The following is a 25,771-nucleotide window of genomic DNA, read 5'->3' as shown; positions in this document are numbered from 1 at the left end:
CAATGAAACTGTTCCATACGTTCCTGACCGGCCTTGTCTTCGGCACAGGCATCGCGATCTCGGGTATGATGAACCCGGCCAAGGTGTTGAACTTCTTCGATCTGGCCGGAACTTGGGACCCCAGCCTCGCCTTCGTAATGGGCGGTGCGCTGGTGGTGACATTCATAGGCTATCGACTGGTATGGCGACGCGCCGCGCCGCTTTATGCGGACCGGTTCCAGGTTCCGGGCGCAAAGCACATCGACATGAAGCTTGTTGGCGGCTCAGCCTTGTTTGGCGTGGGCTGGGGCATCGCAGGATTCTGCCCGGGCGCGGCAATTCCGGCCCTGGGCACCGGACGGTGGGAGGTTCTGCTGTTTCTGGGCGCGGTCGCCGCCGGGCTGGCCCTCGCGCGCATTCTGCAAGGGCAACCATTGATTTCACGTTCGGCCAAGGCCTGAGCGTCAGAGAGGAGGCACGATCATGACCGACCAAAAGGCAATCGACACCCACAACCAGAAAATGGCTGACGCAATCGCGACACCAATTTCCGCATATCCGGTTGATCTGAGCGTCAAACCCAAGGTTCAGGGCTTCTACGACGAGGCCACAGCGACGATCAGCTACATCGTTTCGGACCCGACATCCAACGCCTGCGCGATCATCGACAGCGTGATGGACATCGACTATGCCGCTGGACGGATCACCTTCGAACATGCCGACCTGCTGATCGCCGAGATCGAAAAACAGGGCCTGAAACTGGAGTGGATCATCGAGACCCACGCCCATGCCGACCACCTGTCGGCGGCGCCCTACATCCAGCAGAAACTGGGCGGCAAGATCGGCATCGGCGAGAACATCAAGATCGTGCAGGAGGTGTTCGGCAAGATCTTCAACGAAGGCACCGAGTTCCAGCGCGACGGCAGCCAGTTCGATGCCCTGTTCACCGATGGCATGACCTACACGATCGGCAACATGACCGCCTTCACCATGCACACACCGGGCCATACGCCGGCCTGCATGGTGCATGTGGTTGGCGATGCGGCCTTTGTGGGTGACACGCTGTTCATGCCCGATGGTGGTTCGGCCCGAGCCGACTTTCCGGGCGGAGATGCGGGAACCCTTTACGACTCGATCCAGAAGGTGCTGAGCCTGCCGGACAAAACCCGCCTGTTCATGTGCCACGATTACGGTCCCAACGGTCGCGACATCCGCTGGGAAACCACGGTGGCCGAGGAAAAGGCGCACAACATTCATGTGGGCGGCGGCAAGTCGCGGGACGAGTTCATCAAGATGCGCACCGAGCGTGACGCGACGCTGGCGATGCCGACCCTGATCATCCCGTCTATCCAGGTCAATATCCGGGCGGGTGACATCCCGACCGACAAGGACGGCAACCAGATGCTCAAGGTTCCGGTCAACAAGATCTGACCGCAGGAGACAACAATGGAAATCCGGAAGATTTCGGGCGCACTCTCGGTGTCGCCACAGGTAACGCTTGCCGATATCCAAGCGATCAAGGCCGCGGGCTTCCGCGCCATCATCTGCAATCGCCCCGACGGTGAAGGGTCCGACCAACCGACATTCGAGGAAATCGAGGCCGCTGCAGAAAAGCTTGGCATCGAAGCCCGGTACGTTCCCGTCCAGACTGGCCTGGTTCGGGATGAGGACGCGCAGGCCTTCGGTCAAGCCCTGACCGAACTGCCAGGTCCGATCCTGGCCTATTGCCGGACGGGCACGCGCTCGGCCACGCTTTGGTCGCTGCACGAGGCCGCGCAGGGCCGAGCCTTGCCTGACATCCTGACCTCAACCAAGGCTGCCGGATATGACATGAGCGGCGTGGCCCGCCGCATCGCCAATGGCGGCAAGACGCCCACCGACACCGGCGACGCGTCCTTTGACGTGGTGATCGTGGGCGGCGGGGCAGGGGGCATCGCCACCGCCGCCAGCCTGCATGCGCGTAAATCCGACCTGTCGATTGCCATCATCGACCCGTCCGACGTGCACTATTATCAACCCGGCTGGACCCTGGTGGGCGGCGGCGTGTTCACGCCGGAACAGACGGCCAAGACCATGGGCGCGCTGATCCCGCGCGGGGTCAAATGGATCAAGGCCGCCGTGGCCGCGTTCGAGCCACAGAACAACGCCGTCATTCTGGATGGTTGCCGAGTGGTCAAATACGACCGTCTGGTGGTGACTCCGGGGCTCAAGCTGGACTGGGGTGCGGTCGAAGGGCTGGAGGAAACGCTGGGCCGCAACGGCGTGACCTCGAACTATCGCTATGACCTGGCGCCCTATACCTGGCAGTTGGTCGAAGGGCTGAAGGTGGGACGGGCGCTGTTCACCCAGCCGCCGATGCCGATCAAATGTGCGGGCGCGCCGCAAAAGGCGATGTACCTGTCGGGCGATGCGTGGGTCCGACGCGGGGTTCTGAAGGATATCGACATCCAGTTCATGAATGCGGGCGGGGTGCTGTTCGGGGTCAAGGACTATGTCCCGGCGCTGATGGAGTATGTCAGGAAATACGACGCCACGCTGAACTTCTTCCACAATCTGGTGGCGGTGGACGGGGCGGCGAAAACCGCCACGTTCAAGGTCGCCAATCCCGACGAGCAGCCCGAGCAGGTGACGGTCGAGTTCGACATGATGCATGTCTGCCCGCCGCAGGTGGCGCCGGACTTCATCCGGGTATCGCCGCTGGCGGATGCGGCGGGTTGGGTCGATGTGGATCAGTCCACGCTGCGCCACAAGAGCTTTGACAACATCTGGTCGCTGGGCGACGTGATGAACGCGCCGAACGCGAAAACCGCGGCCGCTGCCCGCAAGCAGGCGCCGGTGGTGGCCGACAACATCGTGGCCGATATCGAGGGCCGCGGCCCGGTGGCGGCCTATGACGGTTACGGCTCGTGCCCGCTGACGGTGGAACGCGGCAAGATCGTGCTGGCCGAGTTCGGCTATGGCGGTGTCCTGAAGCCTAGCTTCCCTAAGTTCCTGATCGACGGCACCAAACCCAGCCGCGCGGCCTGGGTCCTCAAGGAAAAGCTGCTGCCGCCGGTCTATTGGTCGGCGATGCTGAAGGGCAAGGAATGGATGGCCAAGCCCGAGCCGCTGAACGTGGCGGCCGAATAGGTCGCTAGGGCTTCTTGCCCTGCGCCATCCAACACCCGCCCTGTGCCCTCTTGAACGTGGAATCGATGCACAACCTGTTGCGATACTTGCCAATTCTGGATTGGGGCCGCCGGTATGACCGGGCGGCGCTGTCCAATGACCTGATCGCCGCGGTGATCGTGACGATCATGCTGATTCCTCAATCCCTGGCCTATGCGCTGCTGGCGGGGCTGCCGCCCGAGGCAGGGATCTATGCCTCGATCGTGCCGATCATCCTTTATGCGATCTTCGGCACCAGCCGGGCGCTGGCGGTGGGTCCGGTGGCGGTGGTGTCGCTGCTGACCGCATCCGCCGTGGGGCAGGTGGCTGAACAGGGCACCGCAGGCTATGCGGTGGCGGCGCTGACACTGGCCTTTCTGTCGGGCGGGTTCCTGGTGTTGCTGGGCGTGTTGCGGCTGGGTTTTCTGGCCAACTTCCTGTCTCATCCGGTGATCGCGGGCTTCATCACCGCCTCGGGCATCTTGATCGCCACCAGCCAGCTGAAACACATCCTGGGGGTCAGCGCGCATGGGCATACTCTGCCCGAGATGCTGGGCTCGATCTTTGCGCATCTGGACCAGACCAGCGGGATTACGGTGGTGATCGGCGCACTGGCCACGGCGTTCCTGTTCTGGGTGCGCAAGAACCTCAAACCTGCGCTGCGGCGCATGGGGGTGCCGCCGCTTTTGGCCGATGTGCTGACCAAGGCCGGGCCTGTGGTGGCGGTAGTGGCAACCACGATGGCGGTCTGGGCCTTCGGGCTGGACGCGCGCGGCGTCAAGATCGTGGGCGAGGTGCCCCAGAGCCTGCCTCCGCTGACCCTGCCGGGGCTGTCCTCAGACCTGATCGGCGCGCTGCTGGTGCCCGCCATCCTGATCTCGATCATCGGCTTTGTCGAAAGCATCTCGGTCGCGCAGACGCTTGCGGCCAAGAAACGTCAGCGCGTCGACCCCGATCAGGAACTGATCGGACTGGGCGCGGCCAATCTGGGCGCCGCGTTCACCGGGGGCTTTCCGGTCACCGGTGGGTTCTCGCGCTCGGTGGTGAACTTCGACGCGGGCGCCGAGACCCCGGCGGCCGGTGCCTTCACCGCCGTTGGGCTGGCGGTTGCCGCACTCTTCCTGACCCCGCTTGTCTATTTCTTGCCCAAGGCGACGCTGGCCGCGACGATCATCGTGGCGGTGCTCAGCCTGGTGGATTTTTCAATCCTCAAAAAGACCTGGGGCTATTCGCGCGCCGATTTCACCGCCGTCGCCGCCACAATCGTCCTGACCCTGATGGCCGGTGTCGAAGCGGGTGTTGCCAGCGGCGTGGCAATCTCGATCCTTCTGCATCTTTACAAGACTTCACGTCCACATGTGGCCGAACTGGGGCTGGTGCCGGGCACTCAGCACTTCCGCAACATCCTGCGCCACAAGGTCCAGACCGACCCCACGCTGGTCACGCTGCGGGTGGATGAAAGTCTATATTTCGTGAATGCCCGCTTCCTCGAGGATCTGATCCAGTCTCGCGTGACCGAGGGTTGCGAGATCCGCAACGTGGTACTGATGTTCTCGGCGGTGAACGAGGTCGACTTCTCGGCGCTCGAAAGCCTTGAGGCGATCAACCACCGCCTGCGCGACATGGGCGTCGGCCTGCACCTGAGCGAGGTCAAAGGCCCGGTCATGGACCGACTGAAGCAGTCGCATTTCCTCGATGCTTTGAACGGGCAGGTGTTTCTGTCGCAATATGACGCTTGGCAAAGACTGACCGCGCCTGACCGGATCACGTGGGCCGCGGAATGAGTTCTGATCCCTTGTTCGCGTAATCATGATTATGTAAAGTTTATTCCTCACGCTTGATTGACGAATTGCAACCACGCATGATCCGTCAATGGGGTTCACGGTCAAAACATGGCTGAACGATCTTGGTCTGGGCCAATACGCAGAGACCTTTGCGGAAAATGACGTTGATGCACGCGTATTGCCTCTGCTGACCAATGACGATCTCCGAGAGCTTGGAGTCAGCCTCGGACACCGCAAGGTCATTCTGGCTGCCGCCCGCGTCCTGTCTGATGAACAAACGCCCGAGCAGCCAACATCTGACATCGCAGCAGCCGCAGCCGAAATACGGCCCGACACGGATGGGCAACCGTCGCGTGCTCCGGCCGAGCGGCGCCATCTGACGGTCTTTTTTGCCGACCTCGTCGGCTCGACCGAATTGACCAACCGGATCGACCCCGAAGACATGCGGATCCTGTTGCAGCGATACCAGGATTCCGTTGCAGGTGCTGTCAGCCGGTATGGAGGATATGTCGCAAAATACCTTGGCGACGGGCTGTTGGTCTTTTTCGGGTGGCCCCGCGCCTATGAGGATCACGCCATTCGGGCCGTCAAAGCTGGCCTCGAAGCCGTGCGAAGGGTCCGGCAGATGACGACGCCCGACGGAACTCCACTCGCCGTGCGCATCGGCATCGCCAGCGGCGACGTGGTTGTCGGTGACGCGATCGGTGAAAACTCGTTCGAAGAAGGCGCCATGACCGGACCGGTGTTGAACTTGGCCGCCAGGTTGCAGGAAAAAGCCCCGGCAAACGCCGTCGTCATGCCCTGTGCAGACCTGACAGGGTCGTTGGATGGCGTGTTCGAGGTTTCATCCTTGGGCAGCGTGCCCCTGAAAGGCTTCGATGTCGCCCACGACCTGGTTCAGGTCATGGGTGAGCGCAGCGCCGAAAGCCGGTTCCATGCGGTTCGCGGGGATGGTGCCCACGGGTTCCTGATCGGCCGCAGTTTTGAAAAGGGCATCCTTCTGCAATCCTGGAATCACGCGCAGGACGGCAAAGGCGAAGTAGTCCTGCTGTCAGGCGAAGCGGGAATCGGCAAGTCGCGCCTGATCGAGGAGTTTCTGCAGGACGAAAGTGTGGTCCAAAAGGCCGACATCATCAGACTGAACTGCTCACCCTATCTGACCAGCAGCCCGTTTCACCCGGTTGCCGAACGGATTTCTCAGGATGCGGGCGTCGACCCGGATTTTGACGACGACAGGGTGCAGGAGAGTGTTCACGACATGCTGGCCCAGCGGCAAGGACTGGATCTGGACCTTGTTCTACCTGCCTTCGCCGCTTTGGTCGCCCCGCGCAGCACCTTGGCCCAGCAGGTCCTGCAACTGTCGCCCCAGGAACAGCGAGACCTGACGATCCAAGCGCTGATCACCACGGTAAAGGCCCGCGCCGTCCAACGTCCGGTCATCCTGTTTGTCGAGGATGCCCATTGGATCGACGCTTCGACCCACGCGTTGCTGGACCGTTTCAAAGCATTGTGCGTCGACCTTCCCCTTCTGATCGTGATCACGCATCGCCCCGGCTGGGAAATGCAGAAGACCGAAGGGGACAGCCATGTCCAAACCCTGCATCTGGGGCGGCTTGATGCCGAGCAGGTCGCCCATCTGGTGCAACGTGTCTCGGGCCGCGATCCGGATCCGGAATTGGTCGACCTGATTGTCGACAAAACCGACGGCGTGCCGCTTTTTGTCGAGGAACTGACACGCGCCATACACGAAACCGGCGGGGTCGGTGTGAACGTGCCCTCGTCCCTGAGCGGAGCGTTGATGGCCCGGTTGGACGCCGTATCGCCCGACGCCAAACAAACGGCTCTTGCCGCGTCCGTTATCGGGCGCGAGTTCGAACCGGTTCTGCTTGCCGCGTCGATGCCGGAAGCCCCGGCAGAGCTCGACACTTGTCTGGCTGAGCTGTGTCGCGCTGGTCTGGTCTTTGAAAGCGGGCACCACAAAGGGCACTATGTATTCCGCCATGCGTTGATCAGGGACACCGCCTATCAGTCCATGCTCAGCAGCACACGCAAGGCCCAACACGCCAATGTCGCCCGCGCGCTGATGAAGTTGCGGTCGGCCGAGATTGAACGACGCCCCGAGTTGGCCGCCCGGCACCTGACCGAGGCCGAAGACTGGGCTGCCGCCTATGACCGGTGGCGCGCGGCGACAGAAATGGCCCTGTCACGGTCGGCCAGCCAGGAAGCCCTGGCCAATGCGACGGAAACCCTGAAGGCCGCGCAAAAACTCGGCGACGAAAAAAGCCCTCAGACGATCGTTGGAAACCTGCTGCTTGGGCGCAGCTACGACAGCGCAGGCAGGTTGCCGGAAGGCATCGCCAAACTGAAGGAGGCTTCGGACGCCGCCCGGCACTCAGGCCGGACGGACCTTGCTGCCGACGCGGCACATCACTTCGCCGATTCATGCATGATGGCCGGCCAAAGGCACGGCCAGGCGATCAGCCTGTGCCTCGAGGCATTGGACAGCCTGCCGCCGACAGATGAGGTTCGGCGGTGTCGTCTGATGGCCCAGATCGCCCGCGCCTACATGTTCATCGGCGACTTTGCCGAGGGCACCAAATATGGCCAGCAATGCATGGAACTGGCCGCCCGGCTGGGGGATCACAAATCCCGGTTCGCCGTCATGATGACCCGCTTCGGCGCTCCTTTCGTGGCGCGCCAGGGCGAAGATCGGCTGAACTGGCGCAAGAACCTCGAATCCATGCACGAAGTTGCGGAAAAGCTTGGAAACATCGATCAGGGTCGCGACCGTACCCTCAGCCTGTTTGTCGGTGCCGAGATGGCGGACCGCCAGTTGGTCGACACCTCGTTGAAACTGCTGACCGAGATTTCGGACAAGGACAACCACCGACAGCTGTACTGGGTCCAGATCCATGCCCGTGCAATGGTGGCCATCCTGGATGGCAATTTCGAACGCGCCGAGACCTATGCGAGCGAAGCCGTCAAAATCGGGCGGCAGACACACGGCGCCCATGTCGAGGGTGTCTACGGCGTTCAGATGTTCACCATCCGGCGCGAGCAGGCCCGGTTGCATGAAGTGGCCCCTGTGATCAAACGGCTCATGTCCGACAGTCCCGGCGAAACCAGCTGGAAACCCGGATTCGGCCTGATAGCCGCCGAACTGGGGTTTCGCGAGCCCGCCGAGCGTATTCTCAATGAGATCGCGGACACCGGTTTTGACCTGCCTCAGGACGCGATGTACTCGACCACCCTGTCCTACCTGGCGGATATCTGCGTGGCAGTCGAGAACACGCACCATGCCCAAACGCTGATCGACAAGCTGCTGCCCTATAGGGACCTGACGATCACGGCCGGCGCGACAACCGTCTGCACCGGATCCGCGGCCCGGCGGCTGGGAGCGCTGGCCGCCGTGTTGGGTGATTGGGACACCGCCGACGAGCTGTTCGAAACCGCGATCCAAGTGGACACAGCGATGGCCGCGCCGCCGTGGATCGCCCACAGCCAAGCCGCGCGCGCCTGGGCTCTTCGCCGTCGCGGTCGCGCTCAGGATCTGCGCTCGGCCCTGTCGCTTGAGGCCGAAGCGTTGGCAACTGCCCGGGAATTGGGTATGGTTTCCCTTAGGTCAAAACTTGAAGGATCCGCGTCTTAGACTCCGAGCACATGCGCAGGGGGGTGCATAATGCCAAGGTACATCATCGAACGGAACTTCGCCGAACAGCTTGAGCTTGGCGACGATGACAAGGTAAAGATCAAGGAAATCAACGACGAAGAAGGGATCGAGTGGATTTTCTCGTTCCTGAGCGCGGACAAGCGAAAAACCTATTGCCTGTACGAGGCGCCGGACGCGGAAAGCCTGCGCAAGGCGGCAAAGCGTCTGAACATTCCGGCTGACGTCATCACGCCAGTTGATCGGATCGATCCCGGCATCTTCGCCTGAAGCGACCCAATTTGCATTGCGCGCCCTTCGCTCGAATGGGGCGCGCAACCCATTGCCCGAGGCAGCACCGCAGGAAACCTGTCCACCTGATCTGGAGGACTGATCATGTTTGACCTGATAACGCTGAACGGCAGCACCAAAACCGTGGACCAAGAAGCGCTGGACGCTTTGGACGCGTCGCTGCGTGGATCCGTCTTTCTTCCCGGCAGCCCCGAATACGATAGTGCCCGCACCACCTGGAACAGCATCGTCGACCGCAAACCCGGCTTTGTGATCCGGGCGCTCGGGGCCAGCGATGTGCAAAAGGCCGTGAATTTCGTGCGCGAGGCAGGGCTGATCATGTCCGTCCGATCGGGCGGTCACCAGATCGCCGGACATGCGGTAGCCGATGATGCGGTGATGCTGGACCTGTCGCAGATGAAATCGGTGCATGTCGACCCGAAAGCGCGCACCGCGCGTGTGGCGCCGGGCGCGGTGTTGGGTGACGTGGACCGAGAGACGCAGGCGCACGGGTTGGTGGTTCCGACGGGCATCAACTCGACCACCGGGATCGCCGGGCTGACACTGGGTGGCGGCTTTGGCTGGACCACGCGCAAGTTCGGTATGACCATCGACAACCTGATCTCGGCCGAGGTGGTGCTGGCCGATGGCTCGATCGTGACCGCATCGGAAAACAGCCACCCGGACCTGTTCTGGGCCATTCGCGGCGGTGGCGGCAATTTCGGCGTGGTCTCCTCGTTCGAGTTCCGCCTGCACCCGCTGGGGCCGCAGGTGTTGTCCGGCCTTGTGGTGCATCCGATCGAGCAGGGCCCCGCTCTGCTGCCCGAATACGCGCGGATCGCCGACACTGCGCCTGACGAGTTGACGGTCTGGACGGTGATGCGCAAGGCCCCTCCCCTGCCCTTCCTTCCCGAAGACTGGCACGGGCGCGAGGTGCTGATCTTTGCCGCCTGCTATGCAGGTCCCATCGAAAACGGCGAAGCCGCGATGGAGCCGCTGCGCGCCCTCGGGGACCCGATCGTGGACGTGATCTCGCCGCACGCCTTCGTCGACTGGCAGGCCGCTTTTGACCCCCTGCTGACCCCCGGCGCGCGAAACTATTGGAAAAGTCACGATTTTGATACCTTGCCCGCGGATGCAATCGCAGGGCTTCTGGACAGTATCTCGACACTTCCGGATCCGTCCTGCGAGGTGTTCATTGCCCATGTCGGCGGTGCGATGGCCCGGGTCGAGGCTGCGGCGACAGCCTATCCGCAACGCTCGGCCCATTTCATCATGAACGTGCACACCCGTTGGGAAGATTCGGCCAAGGATGACACCTGCATCGCCTGGGCGCGCGCGCTCTATGGCCGCATGACGCCGCATGCAACCGGCAGTGCCTATGTCAATTTCATGCCAGCGGACGAGGCCGATCACCTGTCCGGCGCCTACGGGGCCAATGCCACGCAGCTGTCGCGCATCAAGGGGCGGTACGATCCCGGCAACCTGTTCCGGGTGAACCACAACATTCCACCCGCGTGACGGCTTGAACTTCTTGCGGTGTCTGGCATAGACCGCGACCAACTGGACAGGGTCGGCGGGCAACACTACCGTGGGCCCGACATTCCCAACAGGAGACCCAGACTCATGTCCAAGATGCTTTCGATCGCGGCCGCAACCCTTGCGTTCACCGCAACTTCGGCCCTTGCGGACGGGCATTGCGCCGCGGGCAAGACCCTGACCGAGGGCAAGTTCACGGTGGCCACCGGAAACCCGGCCTATTACCCGTGGGTGATGGACGACGCGCCCGAGTCCGGTCAGGGCTTTGAAGCCGCCATCGCCTATGCCGTGGCCGAAGAGATGGGCTTTGCCGCGGATGACGTGGTCTGGGTCCGGTCGTCCTTTGACGAAGCGATCCAGCCCGGCGCCAAGAATTTCGACGTGAACATCCAGCAATACTCGATCACGCCCGAACGCGATCAGGTCGTTGATTTCTCGGCCCCCTACTACACCGCACCGATGGCGGTTCTGGTCAGCGCAAACGCAGTTGACACCCCGCCCACGCTCGAGGCGCTGAAGGGCCTTCAATGGGGCGCGGTCGGGTCGACCACCGCCGTGCCGAAACTGGCCAGCGTGATCCAGCCGGATGCCGACCCGCTGCTCTATGGCGACAATGCCGATGTGAACGCAGCCATGACCGCGAACCAGATCGACGCTGCGCTGTTCGACCTGCCTACCGCCCTGTTCCTGAGCGCAGTGATGATCGAAGGGTCCAAGGTGATTGGCCAGTTCCCTGCCGATCAAGGCGACAACCCCGACCAGTTCGGCATGCTGATGGAGGAAGGCAACCCGCTGAAATCCTGCGTGGATGCGGCCATCGCCGCGCTGACTGAAAGCGGCAAGCTGGCCGAGATCGAGGCCAAGTGGCTGCAGGACACGACGGGCGTTCCGCTGATAAAGTGACATGACAGGAAACAGAACGGCGGGCCCGACCCGCCGCGAACTTTTTGAGGCGCAGCAGCGGCGGCGGTCGATCCGGATCGCCGCGACCAGCACCGTTCTGGTCGTCGTGGCGCTGATCGTGCTGGTACCGCTGGCGCCGGGCTGGGCCAAGGTCCAGCAGAGCTTTTTCAACGGCGAGGTGCTGGTCAAGACCTTCCCGAAGCTGCTTGAAGCCTTCAAGATCAACGTGATGATCTTTGCCTGGTCGGCGCCCGCGATCGCGGTGTTGGGGCTGCTGATCGCGCTGGCCCGCGACACCAAATCACCCGCGCTGTTCCCGTTGCGCATCTTCGGCGCGGCTTTCACCGACATCTTCCGTGGCGTGCCTGTGATCCTGACCGTCTATCTGATCGGCTTCGGCATTCCCGGGCTGGGCCTGACCCGGCCATGGAACTCGCCCTATATCTGGGGGTCGCTGGCGCTGATCCTGACCTATTCGGCCTATGTGGCCGAGATTTTCCGCTCGGGCATCGACAGCGTGCATCACAGCCAGCGCGCCGCCGCCCTGTCGCTGGGCCTGACCGAAGGCCAGGTGATGCGCGACGTGGTGCTGCCTCAGGCCGTCCGCAACGTCGTGCCGTCGCAGATGAACATGCTGATCGCGCTGCAAAAGGACGTGTCGCTGCTCAGCTTCATCGGCCCGGTCGAGATCTTCCGCCAGGCCGGCGTGTTCAAATCGCTGCTGGCCAATTTCACGCCTTACGTGGGCGCGGCGATCATCTTCCTGATCGTGACCATCCCGGCGACGCGCTATGCCGACCACCTCATGGCCAAGCAGATGAGGGAGCGGCGTTGATGTCGAAACTGAACCTGCGCAACGTCGTCAAACGCTTTGGCGACCGCACCGTCTGCGACGGCATCGACCTGACCGTTGACGAGGGGCAGATGGTCTGCCTGATCGGCGCTTCGGGGGCGGGCAAATCTACCGTTCTGCGCTGCATCAACCTGCTCGAGCCGATCGAGGATGGTGAGATTCTGCTGGACGGGATCGACATTTCGGTGCCGGGTCTGGATCCGCAATCGGTGCGCGCGCGCATCGGCATCGTGTTCCAGAGCTTCAACCTGTTCCCGCACATGACGGCGCTGGACAACGTGATGCTGGCGCCGCGCCGCGTGCGCGGCCGCACGCGCGCCGAGCTGCTGCCCCAGATCGAAGAGATGTTCGAACGCTTCGGGCTTGCCGACCGGATGCTCAACTATCCCGACCAGCTGTCGGGCGGGCAGCAGCAGCGCGTCGCCATCGTTCGCGCATTGGCCATGCAGCCCGAGGTTATGCTGTTCGACGAGATCACCTCGGCTCTGGACCCGCAATTGGTGGGCGAGGTTCTGGACGTGCTGCTGATGCTCAAACAGCAGGGCATGACGATGGTGATGGCCACGCACGAGATGGGCTTTGCCCGGCAGGCCGCAGACAAGGTGTGTTTCCTGCAGAACGGCCGCATCGTCGAGGAAGGCCCGCCCGAGCAGCTGTTCGACCACCCGCAGCAGGACGCCACACGGCAATTCCTGGCGCGCGCGCTCAAGTAAACGCCGACGTCGGATCAGCAATTCAACATTGCACGGGCCGGACGCCAACTTCGTGCTAGACTCCAGCGCATTGCCATATGCTGCTGGAGGTTCGGAATGCGTCTTTTGTCCCTGTCTGCCGTGAGCGTTGCTGCCGGTCTGACCCTCGGCAACATGGCTTTGGCCCAACAGATCGCGGACACGATCTATACCGGTGGTCCGATACTGACGATCGATGACGCCAGGCCCACGGTACAGGCGGTCGCGGTCAGGGATGGGCGGATCATCGCGGTAGGTGAACTGGCCGAGATGCGCAGCCACCAGGGCGACGACACAACGATCTTTGATCTGGACGGGCGCGCAATGCTGCCCGGTTTTGTCGACAGCCACGGCCACGTGGTCATGGGCGGTTTGCAAGCCTTGTCGGCGAACCTGCTGGCCCCACCGGATGGCAAGGTCACCGACATTGCCAGCCTGCAGGCGGCGTTGTCCGCGTGGGCCGAGGCCAATGGTGACACGGTCAAAGCGATGGGGATGATCATCGGCTTTGGCTATGACAACGCACAACTGGCCGAACTGCGCCACCCTACCCGTTCCGAACTGGACGCGGTATCGCGCGACGTTCCGATCATGATCATCCACCAATCGGGCCATCTGGGGGTGGGCAATTCCAAGGCACTTGAACTGGCCGGGATCACCGCAGAAACCGAGAACCCGCCCGGAGGTGTGATCCGAAAGGACGAGGCCGGCAAGCCGAACGGCGTGTTGGAGGAATACGCATTTTTCGGCGCCTTGGTGCCCCTGCTTGGCAGTGTCGGCGAAGACGGGCTGCAGACTTTCGCGCGCGCCGGCAGCCGGATGTGGGCGCGCTTTGGCTACACCACCGCGCAAGAGGGGCGCACCTCGGGCGCGGCGGTTCAAGCCCTGCGCCGGGTGGCCGCGGACGGCGACCTTCCGATCGACGTCGTGGCCTTTCCCGACGTTCTGGAATCACGCGATTTCATCGCGTCGGACGCCTCGCGCAGCTATGCCGACCGGGTGCGAGTCGGCGGGTGCAAGCTGACAATCGACGGTTCGCCGCAGGGATTTACCGCGTTGCGGGATCGGCCCTATTACGATCCGGTCGGGGATTACCCGCCCGGCTATGCCGGATACGCCGCCATCAACCGCGAACAGTTGCAGGATGCGGTGAACTGGTGTTTCGAGAACGGCCACCAGATCCTGACCCATTCCAATGGCGAGGGGGCCACGGACATGCTGATCGCTGCCATCGACGAGGCGCGGCTGACCTATGGCGATCCGGGCAACCGGCCGGTTCTGGTGCACGGTCAGTTCCTGCGCGAGGATCAGGTGGCCAGCCTCAAACGATTGGGCGTGTTCCCGTCGCTGTTTCCGATGCACACCTTCTACTGGGGCGATTGGCACCGCGACCACACGGTCGGGCCGGTCAATGCGGACAACATCTCGCCCACCGGTTGGGTGACGGAACGCGGCATGATGTTCGGTACGCATCACGACGCGCCCGTGGCGTTTCCCGACAGCATGCGGGTTCTGGCCGCGACGGTCACCCGGCGCACCCGATCTGGCGACATCCTGGGCCCGCATCAACGGGTCGATGTGATGACGGCGCTCAAGGCGATGACGATCTGGCCGGCATGGCAGCATTTCGAGGAAGACCAGAAGGGATCGATCGAGGTGGGCAAACTGGCCGATTTCGTGATCCTTTCGGATGACCCGACCGCGGTTGACCCCGAAACGCTTGCCCAGCTTCGTGTGGTGACCACCATCAAAGAGGATGCGGTGACCTTCGACGCCGATACGGCGGTCAAGGAGGGGCGACTGGACCGACGCCCCCTTGCCCCCGACCCGGTGACGGCACATCTGCTGCTGCATGCTCTGTATCAGGGCATGGATGTCGAACGGCCTTGGCTGGTGGACTTCACGCAGCCCTCGACCGAATGAATAGGCTTTCCGAGGTGGGGCAATAGAGATACCGTCGCCACATGGTGCTTTTTCTGATCCTTGTTGCGGCAATCGCCGGTCTGGTGGCTTGGTATTTCTGGTCGAAGTCCAGGGCCAGGGCCGAGCTGCTGCAAACACCGCTGAGCGATGAGGAGCGGCGGACCATCCATGCGATGGTGCCGATCCTCGAGCGTTTGCCGGCCAAGCTGCGCGCCACTTTGGAAGGCAAGATCAACCTGTTCCTGAATCAGGTCGATTTCATCGGCTGCGACGGGCTGGAGGTCACGGACGAGATGCGTCTGTCGATCGCAGCACAAGCCTGCCTTCTGGTCGTCAACTCGGACCAATGGTACGACAATCTGACGACGGTCCTGATCTATCCCAATGCCTTCAAGTCCCGCCAACAGCGGCACAGCGGCTATGTCGTGACCGAACAAGAGGTCATCCGAACCGGCGAAAGCTGGGATCGGGGGCCGGTGATCCTGTCCTGGGCGCACAGCCGGCAGGGCGCGGCAAACGATCATGACGGACACAACGTCGTGTTTCATGAATTCGCGCATCAGTTGGATGATCTGTCCGGCGGCACCAACGGCGTGCCCGTACTGGCCAAGGGTCAAAGCTATGCCGAGTGGGAACGTGTTTTTCTGGCCGCGTATGACGCGCATCTGCACGCGGTCGAGACAGGCCGGCGCACTGTGATCGACCCCTATGGCGCCACGGGACACGAAGAGTTCTTTGCCGTCACGGTCGAGCTGTTCTTCGAACGCCCCGAGGCCCTCAGGGAAACCGCGCCCGAATTCTACGGACAGCTGTCCCGATACTTCCGGCTGGATCCATTCGAATGGCCGAAACCATCGTGATCCGTGATCAGAAATCCAGACCCAGATCGACTGTCCGATAGGAATGGGTCAGCGCCCCGGACGAGATGTAATCGACCCCGGTGGCCGCGATCTCGGCCACCGTGTCCACGGTGACATTGCCCGACGCCTCGGTCACCAGACGTCCGCCTACCATCGCCACGGCCTCGGCCAGTATGTCGGGCGTCATGTTGTCCAGCAGCACCACATCGGCGCCGCCGGTTTCCAGAACCTCGGCCAGCTGGTCCAGCCGGTCCACTTCGATCTCGACCTTCATCATGTGCGACGCCCGCGCCTTGACCGCGTCCAGCACCGCGCGCACCCCGCCGGCGGCGGCGATGTGGTTGTCCTTGATCAGGATCGCGTCGGACAGCGAATGGCGGTGATTGAACCCGCCGCCATGCAGCACGGCCAGTTTCTCGACGATCCGCAGGCCCGGCGTGGTCTTGCGGGTGCAGGTGATGCGCGCCCTAGTCCCGGCGGTCTGCGCCACCAGCCCGGCGGTAAGGGTCGCCACCCCGGTCAGACGACCGGCAAAGTTCAGCGCCACGCGTTCGCCGGACAGGATCGAAGCCGCGCTGCCGGTGATCTCCAACAGGGTCTGGCCCTTGGTGCAACGGTCCCCGTCGGCCACCAGCGGCGTGATCTTCAGCGTCGGGTCCACCAGCCGGAACGCCAGGGCCGCCACCTGCATGCCCGACACAACCGCATCCTCGCGCGCGTTCAGCCGCGCGGCGTAGGTCACGTCCGCTGGGATCACGGTACGGGTGGTGATGTCGCCGCAGGTGCCCAGATCCTCGGACAGCGCAGCGCGGACCATCGGTTCGAGGATCAGGTCGGGGACAGTGGCATGATGCATTTTGCGGTTTCCTTGAAGATTTTCGACCGCAGCGCCACGGCCTCGTCCAATGTCAGATCAGACCGCCGCCCCGGCCCTTCGGCCGTAACCGGACAATCCGACCGATAGTGCGCGCCGCGGCTTTCGGTGCGCATCAGCGCTGCTGCCGCGATCAGCGTGGCGGTCGCGGTCATGTTTCGGAACAGGCGCGACCGGCCGTGCAGCGACTCCAGCACGGCGATCCGGCCCAATGCGCGGCGCAGCCCGTTCGCGTCGCGCACCACCCCCACGCCATCGGTCATGACTTGGCGCAGGTCGGCTACGGCTTGGGGCTCGGGTTCGGAGCCGCCCGATGGCAGGCACAGCCGCACCTCGGGTGCGTCGGCCACCGTCAGGGTGCCGGCAATGTCTCGGGCGCAGGCGCGGGCAAAGACCAGCGCCTCGAGCAGACCGTTCGACGCCAGCCGGTTCGCCCCGTGCAACCCGGTCGAGGCCGCCTCGCCACAGGCCCAGAGCCCGGTCAGAGAACTGCGGCCGTTCAGGTCGGTGGCCACGCCGCCCATGTGGTAATGCGCCGCCGCGGTTACCGGGATCGTTTCGGTCACAGGGTCGACACCGTTGCGCAGGCAGGCCTCGGTCACCGCCGGAAACTGACTGCGGATCGCCGCGCCGATCGCTGCGCGCGTATCCAGCGCGGGCCGGTTGTCGGCCTTGGTTTCCAGATAGACGGCGCGCGCCACGACATCACGCGGGGCCAGTTCGGCATCCGGGTGGATGCCTTGCATGAACCGTTTGCCGTGGCGGTTGATCAGTACGGCGCCCTCGCCACGCAAGGCCTCGGTGGCCAGAGGCATCGGGTCTTCGCCCACGTCGATCGCGGTGGGGTGAAACTGGATGAACTCGGCGTCGGCGATCCGGGCCCCGGCCCGCGCGGCCATGCCGATCCCCTGCCCGCGGATGCGCGCCGGGTTGGTGGTGCGGGCAAAAAGCCCCGCCGACCCGCCCGTGGCCAGCACATGCGCCGCCCCGCGCAGCAGCACCGGTTCGGCCCCCGGCGCATCGGTCGGCGCCAGATATACGCCCGAGACCTTGGCCCCGTCGCTTTCCAGCCCCACCGCCAAGGCCCCTTCGATCACCTGGACCGAAGCACGCCGCCGCAGCTCGGCGATCAGGGCGCGCATGATCTCGGCACCGGCCTGGTCGCCTTTGACACGCACCACGCGGGCCACCGAATGGGCGGCCTCCTGCGACTGGATGAACCCGCCTTCGGCGTCCCGGTCGAACCCGGTGCCCAGATCGGACAGGTCCAGAATGTGATCCCGCGCCGCACGGGTGACGAACTCGGCCACCTCCTGCAGGACCGACCCCGCGCCGGCGCGCATCGTGTCGCGGGCATGGGCTTCGGGGCTGTCGGACGGGTCCATCGCGGCCGCCACCCCGCCCTGTGCCCAGGCCGAACTGGCACCCGAGCCCAGCGGCTCGGGCGAGATCATCACTACCGGATGCGGAGCAAGCTTGAGCGCGGTATAGACCGCCGCCAGTCCGCCGCCGATGATGACCACCCGAGGGGTCGAGATCGTCTGCATCGCCCCAATCAAATTCCCAGTTTGCGCGACAGGTCGATCATCCTCTGCACCGAAAGGCGCGCTTTTTCCGCCACGTCGGGGTCAACTTCGACCTGCCCGGTCATGGTATCGAGCGCATACAGCACCTTTTCCAGCGTGATCTTCTTCATGTAGGGGCACATGTTGCAGGGCCCGACGAAATCGACCTGCGGCAGCGCGTCGGCGATGTTCGACGCCATCGAACACTCGGTGATCAGCATCGCCTTTTCAGGCTGTTCGTCGGTGACATAATTGATGATGCCGCTGGTGGACCCCGAGAAGTCGGCCTCGGCCACCACGTCGGGCGGGCATTCGGGATGCGCGATCAGGCGGGTGCCCGGGTTCCATTCGCGGAACTCACGCAGGTCCTGCGCCGTGTATTGTTCGTGCACGATGCACGAGCCTTCCCACCAGACCACGTTCTTCTGAGGCACGTCGCGGGCCACATTCTGCGCCAGGTACTGGTCGGGGGTCATGATGACCGTGTCGCTGTCCATCGCCGCGACAATCTGCGCCGCGTTGGACGAGGTGCAGCAGATGTCGGATGCCGCCTTCACCTCGGCCGTGGTGTTCACATAGGACACGACCGGCGCGCCGGGATAGCGGCGGCGCATCTCGGCGATGCCTTCGGCGGTGATCGACTCGGCCAGCGAACAGCCGGCCTCCATGTCGGGCATCAGAACCGTTTTTTCGGGGCTGAGAATCTTCGAGGTCTCGGCCATGAAATGCACGCCGCATTGCACGATCACGTCGGCCTCGACCTCGGTCGCCTTGATGGCTAGTTGCAGGCTGTCGCCGACGAAATCGGAAATGCCGTGATAGATCTCGGGCGTCATGTAGTTGTGGCCCAGGATCACCGCGTTGCGTTCGGCTTTCAGATCGTTGATCGCCTTGACATAGGGCGCGTAGATCGCCCAATCCGCTGGCGTGACGACACGCGACATGCGGGCGTAGATGTCGCTCATGCTAGCGGCCAGCTCGGGCGACGGGGTCAGATCGAATTTCTCGGCAAGATGCGCGCGCTGCGCGGGGAGGTCAAACACTGGACTGGTTTTCCGCCTGTTGAATAGGTGGCCTCGTTCTTATGGCGTTTCCAAACCGTTTTCCACAGTCGAACCGCGAAAAAACGCCCCGAAATTCATCAGGGCATTGGGCCACGTGACCAAATATCGCGGACAGGCCGGAGTCACCCGGCGTCAGGCACCTCAACCGTGCACCAGACGCAGTCATGATCCGAGAGCGGCTTGGCGTCGGCGGTCAGCGACGACAGCAGACCCCGGTCCAGGCAGATCAACCCCTTGCCGGCGAACCAGTCCAGCTTCATCACCCGGTCCGGGTGCGGCGTGATCAGGCTGGGCCGGGTGGTGTGGCCTTCGGTCGTGAACTCCCAGGAAAAGCCGCGCTGCTCGGCCAGAGCAAACAGGGTTTCGCGACGCCAGTCGAAATCCGGTGGCAGGTGGTTGCCGGTATTCAGATCGCCACCGATCAGCACCGGCATCCCGGGCGCAAACTCATCGAGCGCATCCAGCAGAAGCTGAAACTGCGCATGACGATGCGCGGCCGCGGCGTTGCTTTCCAGATGGGTGGAGACCACGCATACAGGCCCGTTCTCGGTCGCGACTTCTGCAGCAATCGCCATTCGGCCACCCAGCCGCGGTTGTTGCGGATCCGACGCCCCGGACTCGGCCGCAAACCAGTGGCCATGGTCGTCAAGACGGATCATGGCCACGCGTTTGAACGGAACCGAGGACAGAATCGCGTTCCCATGCCACCCGAGGGTGTTGAAATCATCCTTGCAAAAGGCCCGCTCGGTCGGACCGCCCAGATCCAGTTCGTGGAACTCCACCCCAAAGGCGTAGGCCATACCCAGCTTGTCGGCCATTTCTGCCGTCGTGTGACGTTGACCGGTACGGGACATACCGTGGTCCACCTCGGTCAGCAGCACGATGTCCGGGGTCACAGCCGCCAGGTGGGCTGCGCTTTCTTCGGGGAACAGGCAGCGTTCCACATTCCAAGCCGCAGCCGAGAAACGTGCACCCAGAACGTCCCGGGTTGCGTTTCCGCCCAGTTGCACCGCGTTCATCGCCGGTGTCTGCGCCATCAGGGCGCGGTGCGCCTCGGCCGTTCGCGGCGCTGCCAATATGCGGTCTCGGACATCATCCGAGACCGGCTGCAAAGACGACACGATGTTCGTGATCACAGGGCTTTTCCGGTTTCCGGGTGGAACAGGCTGATCGCGTCGGGCTTGAGTGAGATCCGCGTTTCTCCCGGCGCGGCTTCGACATCCTTGCCCACGTGGATCGTGAACTCCTGATCTGCCAGACGCCCGTGCAACAGGCGGTGCGCGCCAAGCTCTTCGATGATGTCGACGTGAAAGGCGATCGAGCCCTCCGCCCCGATCAGTACATCTTCGGGTCGCACACCTACAGTCACCGCGCCAGACCCTTCGGCCGTGGCAAGCACCGTGTCGCCGTTGATCATCACGCGGCCGCCCTCCAGACGTGCGCCGATCAGGTTCATCGGCGGAGCGCCCATGAAGCTGGCCACGAAGGTCGAGGCTGGACGGTGATAGATCTCGGCCGGGGTGCCGATCTGTTCGATCCGGCCCGCGTTCATCACGATGATGCGGTCGGCCATGGTCATCGCCTCGACCTGGTCATGGGTGACGTAGATCGAGGTCACCCCCAGACGCCGCTGCAGCGCCTTGATCTCGATCCGCATCTGGTTGCGCAGCTTGGCGTCCAGGTTCGACAGCGGCTCGTCGAACAGGAATAGCGCCGGGTCGCGGACGATGGCCCGCCCCATGGCGACCCGCTGGCGCTGACCGCCCGACAGCTGCGAGGGCTTTCGATCCAGAAACTCGTTCAGGTTCAGCATCGAAGCGGCTTCGGCCACCTTGCGGTCGATTTCGTCCTTGGGCGTCTTTCGATTTTTTAGACCATAGGCGATGTTCTTGCGCACGGTCATATGCGGGTACAGCGCATAGTTCTGGAACACCATGGCGATGTCGCGATCGGCCGGGTCAACGTCATTCATGACGCGGCCATTGATCGTCAGTTCGCCTTCGGTGATTTCTTCCAGGCCGGCCACCATGCGCAGCAGAGTGGACTTGCCGCAGCCCGACGGGCCGACAAGAACCACGAATTCGCCATCACCGATGTCGAAACTGGACGGGGTCAGCGCCTCGGCGCCGTTGGGATAGATTTTTCGGATGTTCTTCAGGGATACCTGAGCCATTGATTCTGCCTTACTTGTCGGATTCCGTCAGGCCCTTGACGAACCAGCTTTGGAAAAAGATGACGACCATGACCGGGGGGATGATGGCGATTATCGCCAGCAGGTTGGCCCGGCCGTATTCGGGAATGCGGTTGCCCTCCAGCACCTGCGTGATCTGCTTGATCCCGCGCACCAGGGTGAACATGTCCTCTTCGGTGGTGATCATCGTGGGCCACAAATACTGGTTCCACCCGAACACGAACATGATGATGAACATCGCCGCAATCATCGTACGCGACAGAGGCACCAGGATGTCGATGAAGAATTTCACCGGGCCGGCGCCGTCGATCCGCGCGGCCTCGACCAACTCTTCTGGAACCGAGCGGAAGAACTGCCTGAAGAAGAACGTGGCGGTGGCCGAGGCGATCAGCGGGATGATGAGGCCCTGATAGGTGTTCAGCATCCCCAGCTTCTGCACCACTTCGTACGAGGGCAGAATGCGCACCTCCAGCGGCAGCAACAACGTGGTGAAGATCACCCAGAAAGCCAGCGTGGCAAAGCGCAGCCGGAAATAGACGATCGCATAGGCCGCCATCATGCCGATGATGATCTTGCCGAGGGCAAAACCGATGCCCAGGATGAACGAGTTTTTGAGCATGTTCATGCCCGTGTTCTGGCCGGAAAAGCCCGAGGCCTCAAACATTGCCTTCTGGAAGTTGGGGCCAAGTTCGTCCCCGATCGTCAGGCTGGGTCCGGTTTTGATCACCTCGACATCCGGAACGGTCGTCATCTGGAAGATCATCAGCAGCGGCAGCATCATGAACAACGATCCGACGATCAGGATCGTGTGATCAAGGATCGTGGACAGTCGGATGCCGCGCTTTCGCGTTTGGGTGGGTGAAGTGGCGGACGCCATCGCAGGGGTATGTGCTTCGGTCATTGTCTGCCCTCCTTACGTGTAGTGGATGCGGCGCTCGACCAGCCGGAACTGGAACACCGTCAGGGCCAGAACCAGAACCATCAGAACGACCGACTGCGCCGAGCTGCCACCCAGGTCGTTGCCGCGGAAGCCGTCCACATAGACCTTGTAGACCAACGTCATCGGGTTGTTGCCCGGCTCACCCTTCACCATCGTGTCGATCACACCGAAAGTATCAAACAATGCGTAGGTGATATTGATGATCAGCAGGAAAAACCCGGTCGGCGCCAGCAGGGGGAAAGTCACGTCCCAGAACCGACCCGTGGATGAGCGGTTGTCGATCAAAGCCGCCTCACGCACCGATCGCGGGATCGATTGCAGGCCAGACAGAAAGAAGATGAAGTTCACCGGAACCTGTTTCCAGACCGAAACGATAACCATCGCGGTGGCGGTGTCATTGAAATTCACGCCCAGTTTGAAATCCCACCCGATCGAGCGCGCCAGTTCGGTCAATGGCCCCCAGCTCTGGTTGAACAGGATCAGGCCGATGAACCCCGCCACCGGCGGCGCCACGGCGTAAACCCACATCAGCAGCGTGCGATAGGTCTTGGCGCCGCGCAGCACATTGTCGGCCTTCACGGCCAGCAACAACGCGATCGACAGCGAAAAGAACGTGACCAAAACGGTGAAGATCACCGTGAACCAGGCAATGCTGAGATACTCGGAATTCCCGGCAAGGTCGCTGTAGTTGTCCAGCCCGACGAAGGTCGACCCAAACCCGAACGGATCCTGAAGGAAGAACGAAGACTGCACCGCGTGAGCGGCAGGCCAGTAGAAAAAGACCGCGATGATCAACAGCTGCGGCAACAGCAGAAGAACCGGCAGCCAGCGAGTGGAAAAACCAGCGCGTTTCATGAAAACTCCGAAAAAGGGAGGACGGTCGCACTTCTGCGACCGCCCGTTTCTTGGCGAGTGGGATCAGCTCTGGGTTTTTGCGAAACGCTCGAGCAGACCGTTGGCTTCGTCCTCGATTGCCTTGAAGGCGTCCTCGACCGAGGTTTCACCCGTCAGGATCCGGCCATATTCGCGGTTCATCACGTCGCGGATCTGGACGTAGAAGCCCATGCGATAGCCCTTGGTGTTTTCACCAGCAGGCAGCGACAGCTGCTTGATGCCGACTTCGGCGGCCGGAGCACGGTCATAGTGACCATCGCCCTTTGCCATTTCATAGGCGGCGGTGGTGATCGGAACATAGCCGGTCTCGCGGTGCCACATGTACTGGGTTTCGGGCTTGGTCAGGAACTCGAAGAATGCCGCGGTGGCCTTGTTTTCCTCGTCGCTCTTGCCGGCCATCGCGAACAGGGCCGCGCCACCGATGAAGGTCTGCTTGGGTTCCTTGGTCACAGCTTCCCAATAGGGCAGGAAGGTGGCCGAAAACTCGAACGGCAGGTCCTTCTTGGACAGGCCGCCGAACGAACCGGACGAGCCCAGCCAGATGGCAACCTTGCCTTCTTCGAACGGGGTCTGGTTGTCGCTCCAGCCGGTGCCATACCATTCGAAGAACCCGTTGTCCTTCCAGTCTTTGACGGCGCTGAAGTGTGCCTTGATCGCGTCGTTGTTGACAAGAATCTTGGTGCCGTCAGCGCCTTCATAGCCGTTGTCGTTGGTGGCAAACGGCAGGTCGTGGCGCGAATGGAAGTTCTCGGTGAAGATCCAGGGCAGATGCGACTGCGACAGGCCGATATAACCGGCCTCTTTCAGCGCCGGCGCCGTCACGGTCTGGAACTCTTCCCAGGTTTTCGGCGGCGTCACACCCGCTTTTTCCAGCGCATCGACGTTGTAATACATGATGGGCGAGGACGAGTTGAACGGCATCCCGATCATCTTGCCGTCGCTGTCGGCATAGAAGTAGCGAACGCCCGAGATATAGTCCTCGATGTCGAACGCAACGCCGTTCTGCTCCAGCAGGTCCTGAACCGGAACGGTCGCGCCCTTAGCGCCAATCACGGTGGCGGCGCCGGCGTCGAATACCTGCAGGACGTTGGGCTGTTCACCCGCACGGAATGCGGCGATGCCGGCGGTCAGGGTCTCTTCATATGTGCCCTTGAAAACCGGCGTGATCTTGTAGTCGTCCTGGGACGCGTTGAAATCCTCGGCAATCTGGTTGACGGTGTCACCCAGGGCTCCTCCCATGGCGTGCCACCACGTAATCTCGACTTCGGCCGAGACCGTATTCGCTATCATCGCGAACGCGGCAGCAGCAGCACCTGTTTTGACGTTTATCATGTAGTTCCTCCGATTCATGTTGCGCCCCTACGGGCGGGCCAAAGCCCTGGAAACTATGGGGTATTTTCCCCGATGACATATTTCACATCCAGAAAAAGGCTGACACCTTTCGCAAAATGTGCACACGTGTTCACTAGCTTCCAACCGTGACAGTTTGATGAAAGATTCGATTCATTGCAAGAATGTTGAAACCCTCTGAACAGGCGAAACGCAAACCGCATGTGTAGCGAGAGAAACAAGGACGCAAAACGCCCCCGGCGCGCAACGGCCCAGACCGTTGCGGACCTTGCGGGCGTCTCGCGTTCAGCTGTTTCGCGCGCTTTCACGCCCGGTGCCTATGTCGATTCCGAGAAGCGTAGACGGATCCTCAAGATCGCAGCCGATACCGGGTATCAGCCGAATGCCCTGGCCGCTGGCCTCAAGGCCGGGCAATCAAATTTGGTCGCCGTCTTCGTCGGCAACATGCGCAGCCCCTACGACTCGGCCTTTGTAGGTGAACTGGCCCAGGCCCTGAGCGGGTTGAAGAAATGGCCCATTCTGATCGACCGAACCGGCGCCAACACGGATCAGGCGCTGCGAGAGCTGCTGCGCTATCCGTTGGACGCATTGATTCTGCGCGGCGGCAGCATGTCCGAAGAGATCGTCGACAGATGTGCGCGGTTCGGCATCCCGATGATCTCGTCAGGCCGTCCCGTTCAAGGGCCCCGTGTCGACAATGTCTGCTGCCGCAATGCCGATGGCATGACCATGATCACCGACTTGCTGATCAGCCGGGGGCGGCGCCGGTTCGGGTTTCTCAGCGGACCCGAGGAGTTCTATTCGTCTTCACGGCGACGCGCCGGGGTCCTCCAGGCGCTGGATCGGGCGGGGCTTGACCTCGTGGCCGAACACCCGACTGATTACTCGGTCGACAGCGGATACGGCGCCGCGCGCAGTCTGTTGTCCCGCGCCTCTCTGGATGCGCTTGTCTGCGCCAATGACGCCACGGCGATCGGGGCGCTATCGGCTGCGCGCGATCTGTCTCTGAACGTACCCGGCGATTTGGCGATTGTTGGTTTCGACGACATCGCCATGGCGAAATGGCCGACATTCCGCCTGACGACAGTCCGGAACCCCATCGACGCCGCCGTTGACGCGATCATCGCGTTGCTGGAGCGTAGGCTCGTCGATCCCGGACGTCCCGAAGAGAGTATCTTTTTGGACCCCAGCGTCATCGAACGCGAGACGCATTGAACAGCCGCGTCGATCGAGAAGC

General features: G+C 62.7%; 21 protein-coding genes. 13 read left to right on the top strand and 8 right to left on the bottom strand.

Going from position 1 to position 25,771, the window contains the following annotated elements:
- The first annotated feature begins 2 nt into the window (after window positions 1-2).
- The 12 genes from ACR0CU_RS14235 to ACR0CU_RS14180 all read left to right on the top strand — a co-directional run bounded on the left by ACR0CU_RS14235 (window position 3) and on the right by ACR0CU_RS14180 (window position 15,656).
- The gene (locus tag ACR0CU_RS14235; RefSeq protein ID WP_170448042.1) at window positions 3-440 is read left to right on the top strand and encodes a DUF6691 family protein; all 438 of its coding nucleotides are present in this window, start codon (window positions 3-5) and stop codon (window positions 438-440) included.
- An 85-nt stretch (window positions 441-525) separates the two neighbouring features.
- Window positions 526-1,410, top strand: a complete 885-nt coding sequence (locus tag ACR0CU_RS14230; RefSeq protein ID WP_480643361.1) for an MBL fold metallo-hydrolase — start codon at window positions 526-528, stop codon at window positions 1,408-1,410.
- 15 nt (window positions 1,411-1,425) lie between these two features.
- A complete protein-coding gene (locus ACR0CU_RS14225) occupies window positions 1,426-3,108 on the top strand; it encodes a bifunctional protein tyrosine phosphatase family protein/NAD(P)/FAD-dependent oxidoreductase (RefSeq protein ID WP_480643303.1) in 1,683 nt (560 codons plus the stop codon).
- Between the two features lie 65 nt (window positions 3,109-3,173).
- Complete coding sequence (locus ACR0CU_RS14220; protein ID WP_480643359.1) at window positions 3,174-4,910, top strand: SulP family inorganic anion transporter; 1,737 nt, start codon at window positions 3,174-3,176, stop codon at window positions 4,908-4,910.
- Window positions 4,911-4,998: 88 nt separating this feature from the next.
- Window positions 4,999-8,559 (top strand): AAA family ATPase, encoded by a 3,561-nt coding sequence (locus ACR0CU_RS14215; RefSeq protein WP_170448036.1) that lies wholly within the window; start codon window positions 4,999-5,001, stop codon window positions 8,557-8,559.
- 30 nt (window positions 8,560-8,589) lie between these two features.
- Window positions 8,590-8,847 (top strand): DUF4242 domain-containing protein, encoded by a 258-nt coding sequence (locus ACR0CU_RS14210; protein WP_093963294.1) that lies wholly within the window; start codon window positions 8,590-8,592, stop codon window positions 8,845-8,847.
- Between the two features lie 105 nt (window positions 8,848-8,952).
- Window positions 8,953-10,368, top strand: a complete 1,416-nt coding sequence (locus ACR0CU_RS14205) for an FAD-binding oxidoreductase (protein ID WP_480643301.1) — start codon at window positions 8,953-8,955, stop codon at window positions 10,366-10,368.
- A gap of 105 nt (window positions 10,369-10,473) precedes the next feature.
- The gene (locus ACR0CU_RS14200) at window positions 10,474-11,289 is read left to right on the top strand and encodes an ABC transporter substrate-binding protein (protein WP_170448029.1); all 816 of its coding nucleotides are present in this window, start codon (window positions 10,474-10,476) and stop codon (window positions 11,287-11,289) included.
- A gap of 1 nt (window position 11,290) precedes the next feature.
- A complete protein-coding gene (locus ACR0CU_RS14195) occupies window positions 11,291-12,124 on the top strand; it encodes an amino acid ABC transporter permease (RefSeq protein ID WP_480643298.1) in 834 nt (277 codons plus the stop codon).
- On the top strand, window positions 12,124-12,855 hold the full coding sequence (locus ACR0CU_RS14190; protein WP_480643296.1) for an amino acid ABC transporter ATP-binding protein: 732 nt from the start codon (window positions 12,124-12,126) through the stop codon (window positions 12,853-12,855). The genes ACR0CU_RS14195 and ACR0CU_RS14190 overlap by 1 nt, the downstream gene beginning before the upstream one ends.
- Before the next feature lie 96 nt (window positions 12,856-12,951).
- Window positions 12,952-14,796 carry an amidohydrolase gene (locus ACR0CU_RS14185; RefSeq protein WP_480643294.1) on the top strand — a complete coding sequence of 615 codons (1,845 nt, stop codon included), beginning with the start codon at window positions 12,952-12,954 and terminating at the stop codon, window positions 14,794-14,796.
- A gap of 41 nt (window positions 14,797-14,837) precedes the next feature.
- The gene (locus ACR0CU_RS14180; protein ID WP_170448018.1) at window positions 14,838-15,656 is read left to right on the top strand and encodes a M90 family metallopeptidase; all 819 of its coding nucleotides are present in this window, start codon (window positions 14,838-14,840) and stop codon (window positions 15,654-15,656) included.
- Between the two features lie 7 nt (window positions 15,657-15,663).
- On the opposite strand, the gene nadC is transcribed toward ACR0CU_RS14180, so the two are convergent.
- The 8 genes from nadC to ACR0CU_RS14140 all read right to left on the bottom strand — a co-directional run bounded on the left by nadC (window position 15,664) and on the right by ACR0CU_RS14140 (window position 24,516).
- Window positions 15,664-16,512: a carboxylating nicotinate-nucleotide diphosphorylase gene (nadC, locus tag ACR0CU_RS14175; protein ID WP_170448015.1), complete on the bottom strand. Its 849-nt coding sequence runs from the start codon at window positions 16,510-16,512 to the stop codon at window positions 15,664-15,666.
- Window positions 16,485-18,077, bottom strand: a complete 1,593-nt coding sequence (locus tag ACR0CU_RS14170; RefSeq protein WP_170448012.1) for an L-aspartate oxidase — start codon at window positions 18,075-18,077, stop codon at window positions 16,485-16,487. Before ACR0CU_RS14170 ends, nadC begins: the two co-directional genes overlap by 28 nt.
- A gap of 8 nt (window positions 18,078-18,085) precedes the next feature.
- The gene (nadA, locus tag ACR0CU_RS14165) at window positions 18,086-19,138 is read right to left on the bottom strand and encodes a quinolinate synthase NadA (RefSeq protein WP_480643292.1); all 1,053 of its coding nucleotides are present in this window, start codon (window positions 19,136-19,138) and stop codon (window positions 18,086-18,088) included.
- 143 nt (window positions 19,139-19,281) lie between these two features.
- Window positions 19,282-20,292, bottom strand: coding sequence for an endonuclease/exonuclease/phosphatase family protein (locus ACR0CU_RS14160; protein ID WP_480643357.1), 1,011 nt, complete (start codon window positions 20,290-20,292; stop codon window positions 19,282-19,284).
- The gene (locus tag ACR0CU_RS14155) at window positions 20,292-21,332 is read right to left on the bottom strand and encodes an ABC transporter ATP-binding protein (protein WP_170359557.1); all 1,041 of its coding nucleotides are present in this window, start codon (window positions 21,330-21,332) and stop codon (window positions 20,292-20,294) included. The genes ACR0CU_RS14160 and ACR0CU_RS14155 overlap by 1 nt, the downstream gene beginning before the upstream one ends.
- 10 nt (window positions 21,333-21,342) lie before the next feature.
- On the bottom strand, window positions 21,343-22,227 hold the full coding sequence (locus ACR0CU_RS14150) for an ABC transporter permease subunit (RefSeq protein WP_170341801.1): 885 nt from the start codon (window positions 22,225-22,227) through the stop codon (window positions 21,343-21,345).
- A gap of 36 nt (window positions 22,228-22,263) precedes the next feature.
- Entirely contained in the window at window positions 22,264-23,145 is an 882-nt protein-coding gene (locus ACR0CU_RS14145; RefSeq protein WP_093963282.1) for an ABC transporter permease subunit, read from the bottom strand.
- 63 nt (window positions 23,146-23,208) lie between these two features.
- Window positions 23,209-24,516: an extracellular solute-binding protein gene (locus tag ACR0CU_RS14140; RefSeq protein WP_409233626.1), complete on the bottom strand. Its 1,308-nt coding sequence runs from the start codon at window positions 24,514-24,516 to the stop codon at window positions 23,209-23,211.
- Between the two features lie 219 nt (window positions 24,517-24,735).
- Between ACR0CU_RS14140 and ACR0CU_RS14135 the strand changes: the two genes are divergently transcribed.
- Window positions 24,736-25,749, top strand: coding sequence for a LacI family DNA-binding transcriptional regulator (locus ACR0CU_RS14135; protein WP_170359559.1), 1,014 nt, complete (start codon window positions 24,736-24,738; stop codon window positions 25,747-25,749).
- Window positions 25,750-25,771: the final 22 nt, after the last annotated feature.

The organism is Ruegeria sp. BC2 (assembly GCF_056539245.1).
This window is presented reverse-complemented; position numbering and strand designations above follow the sequence as displayed.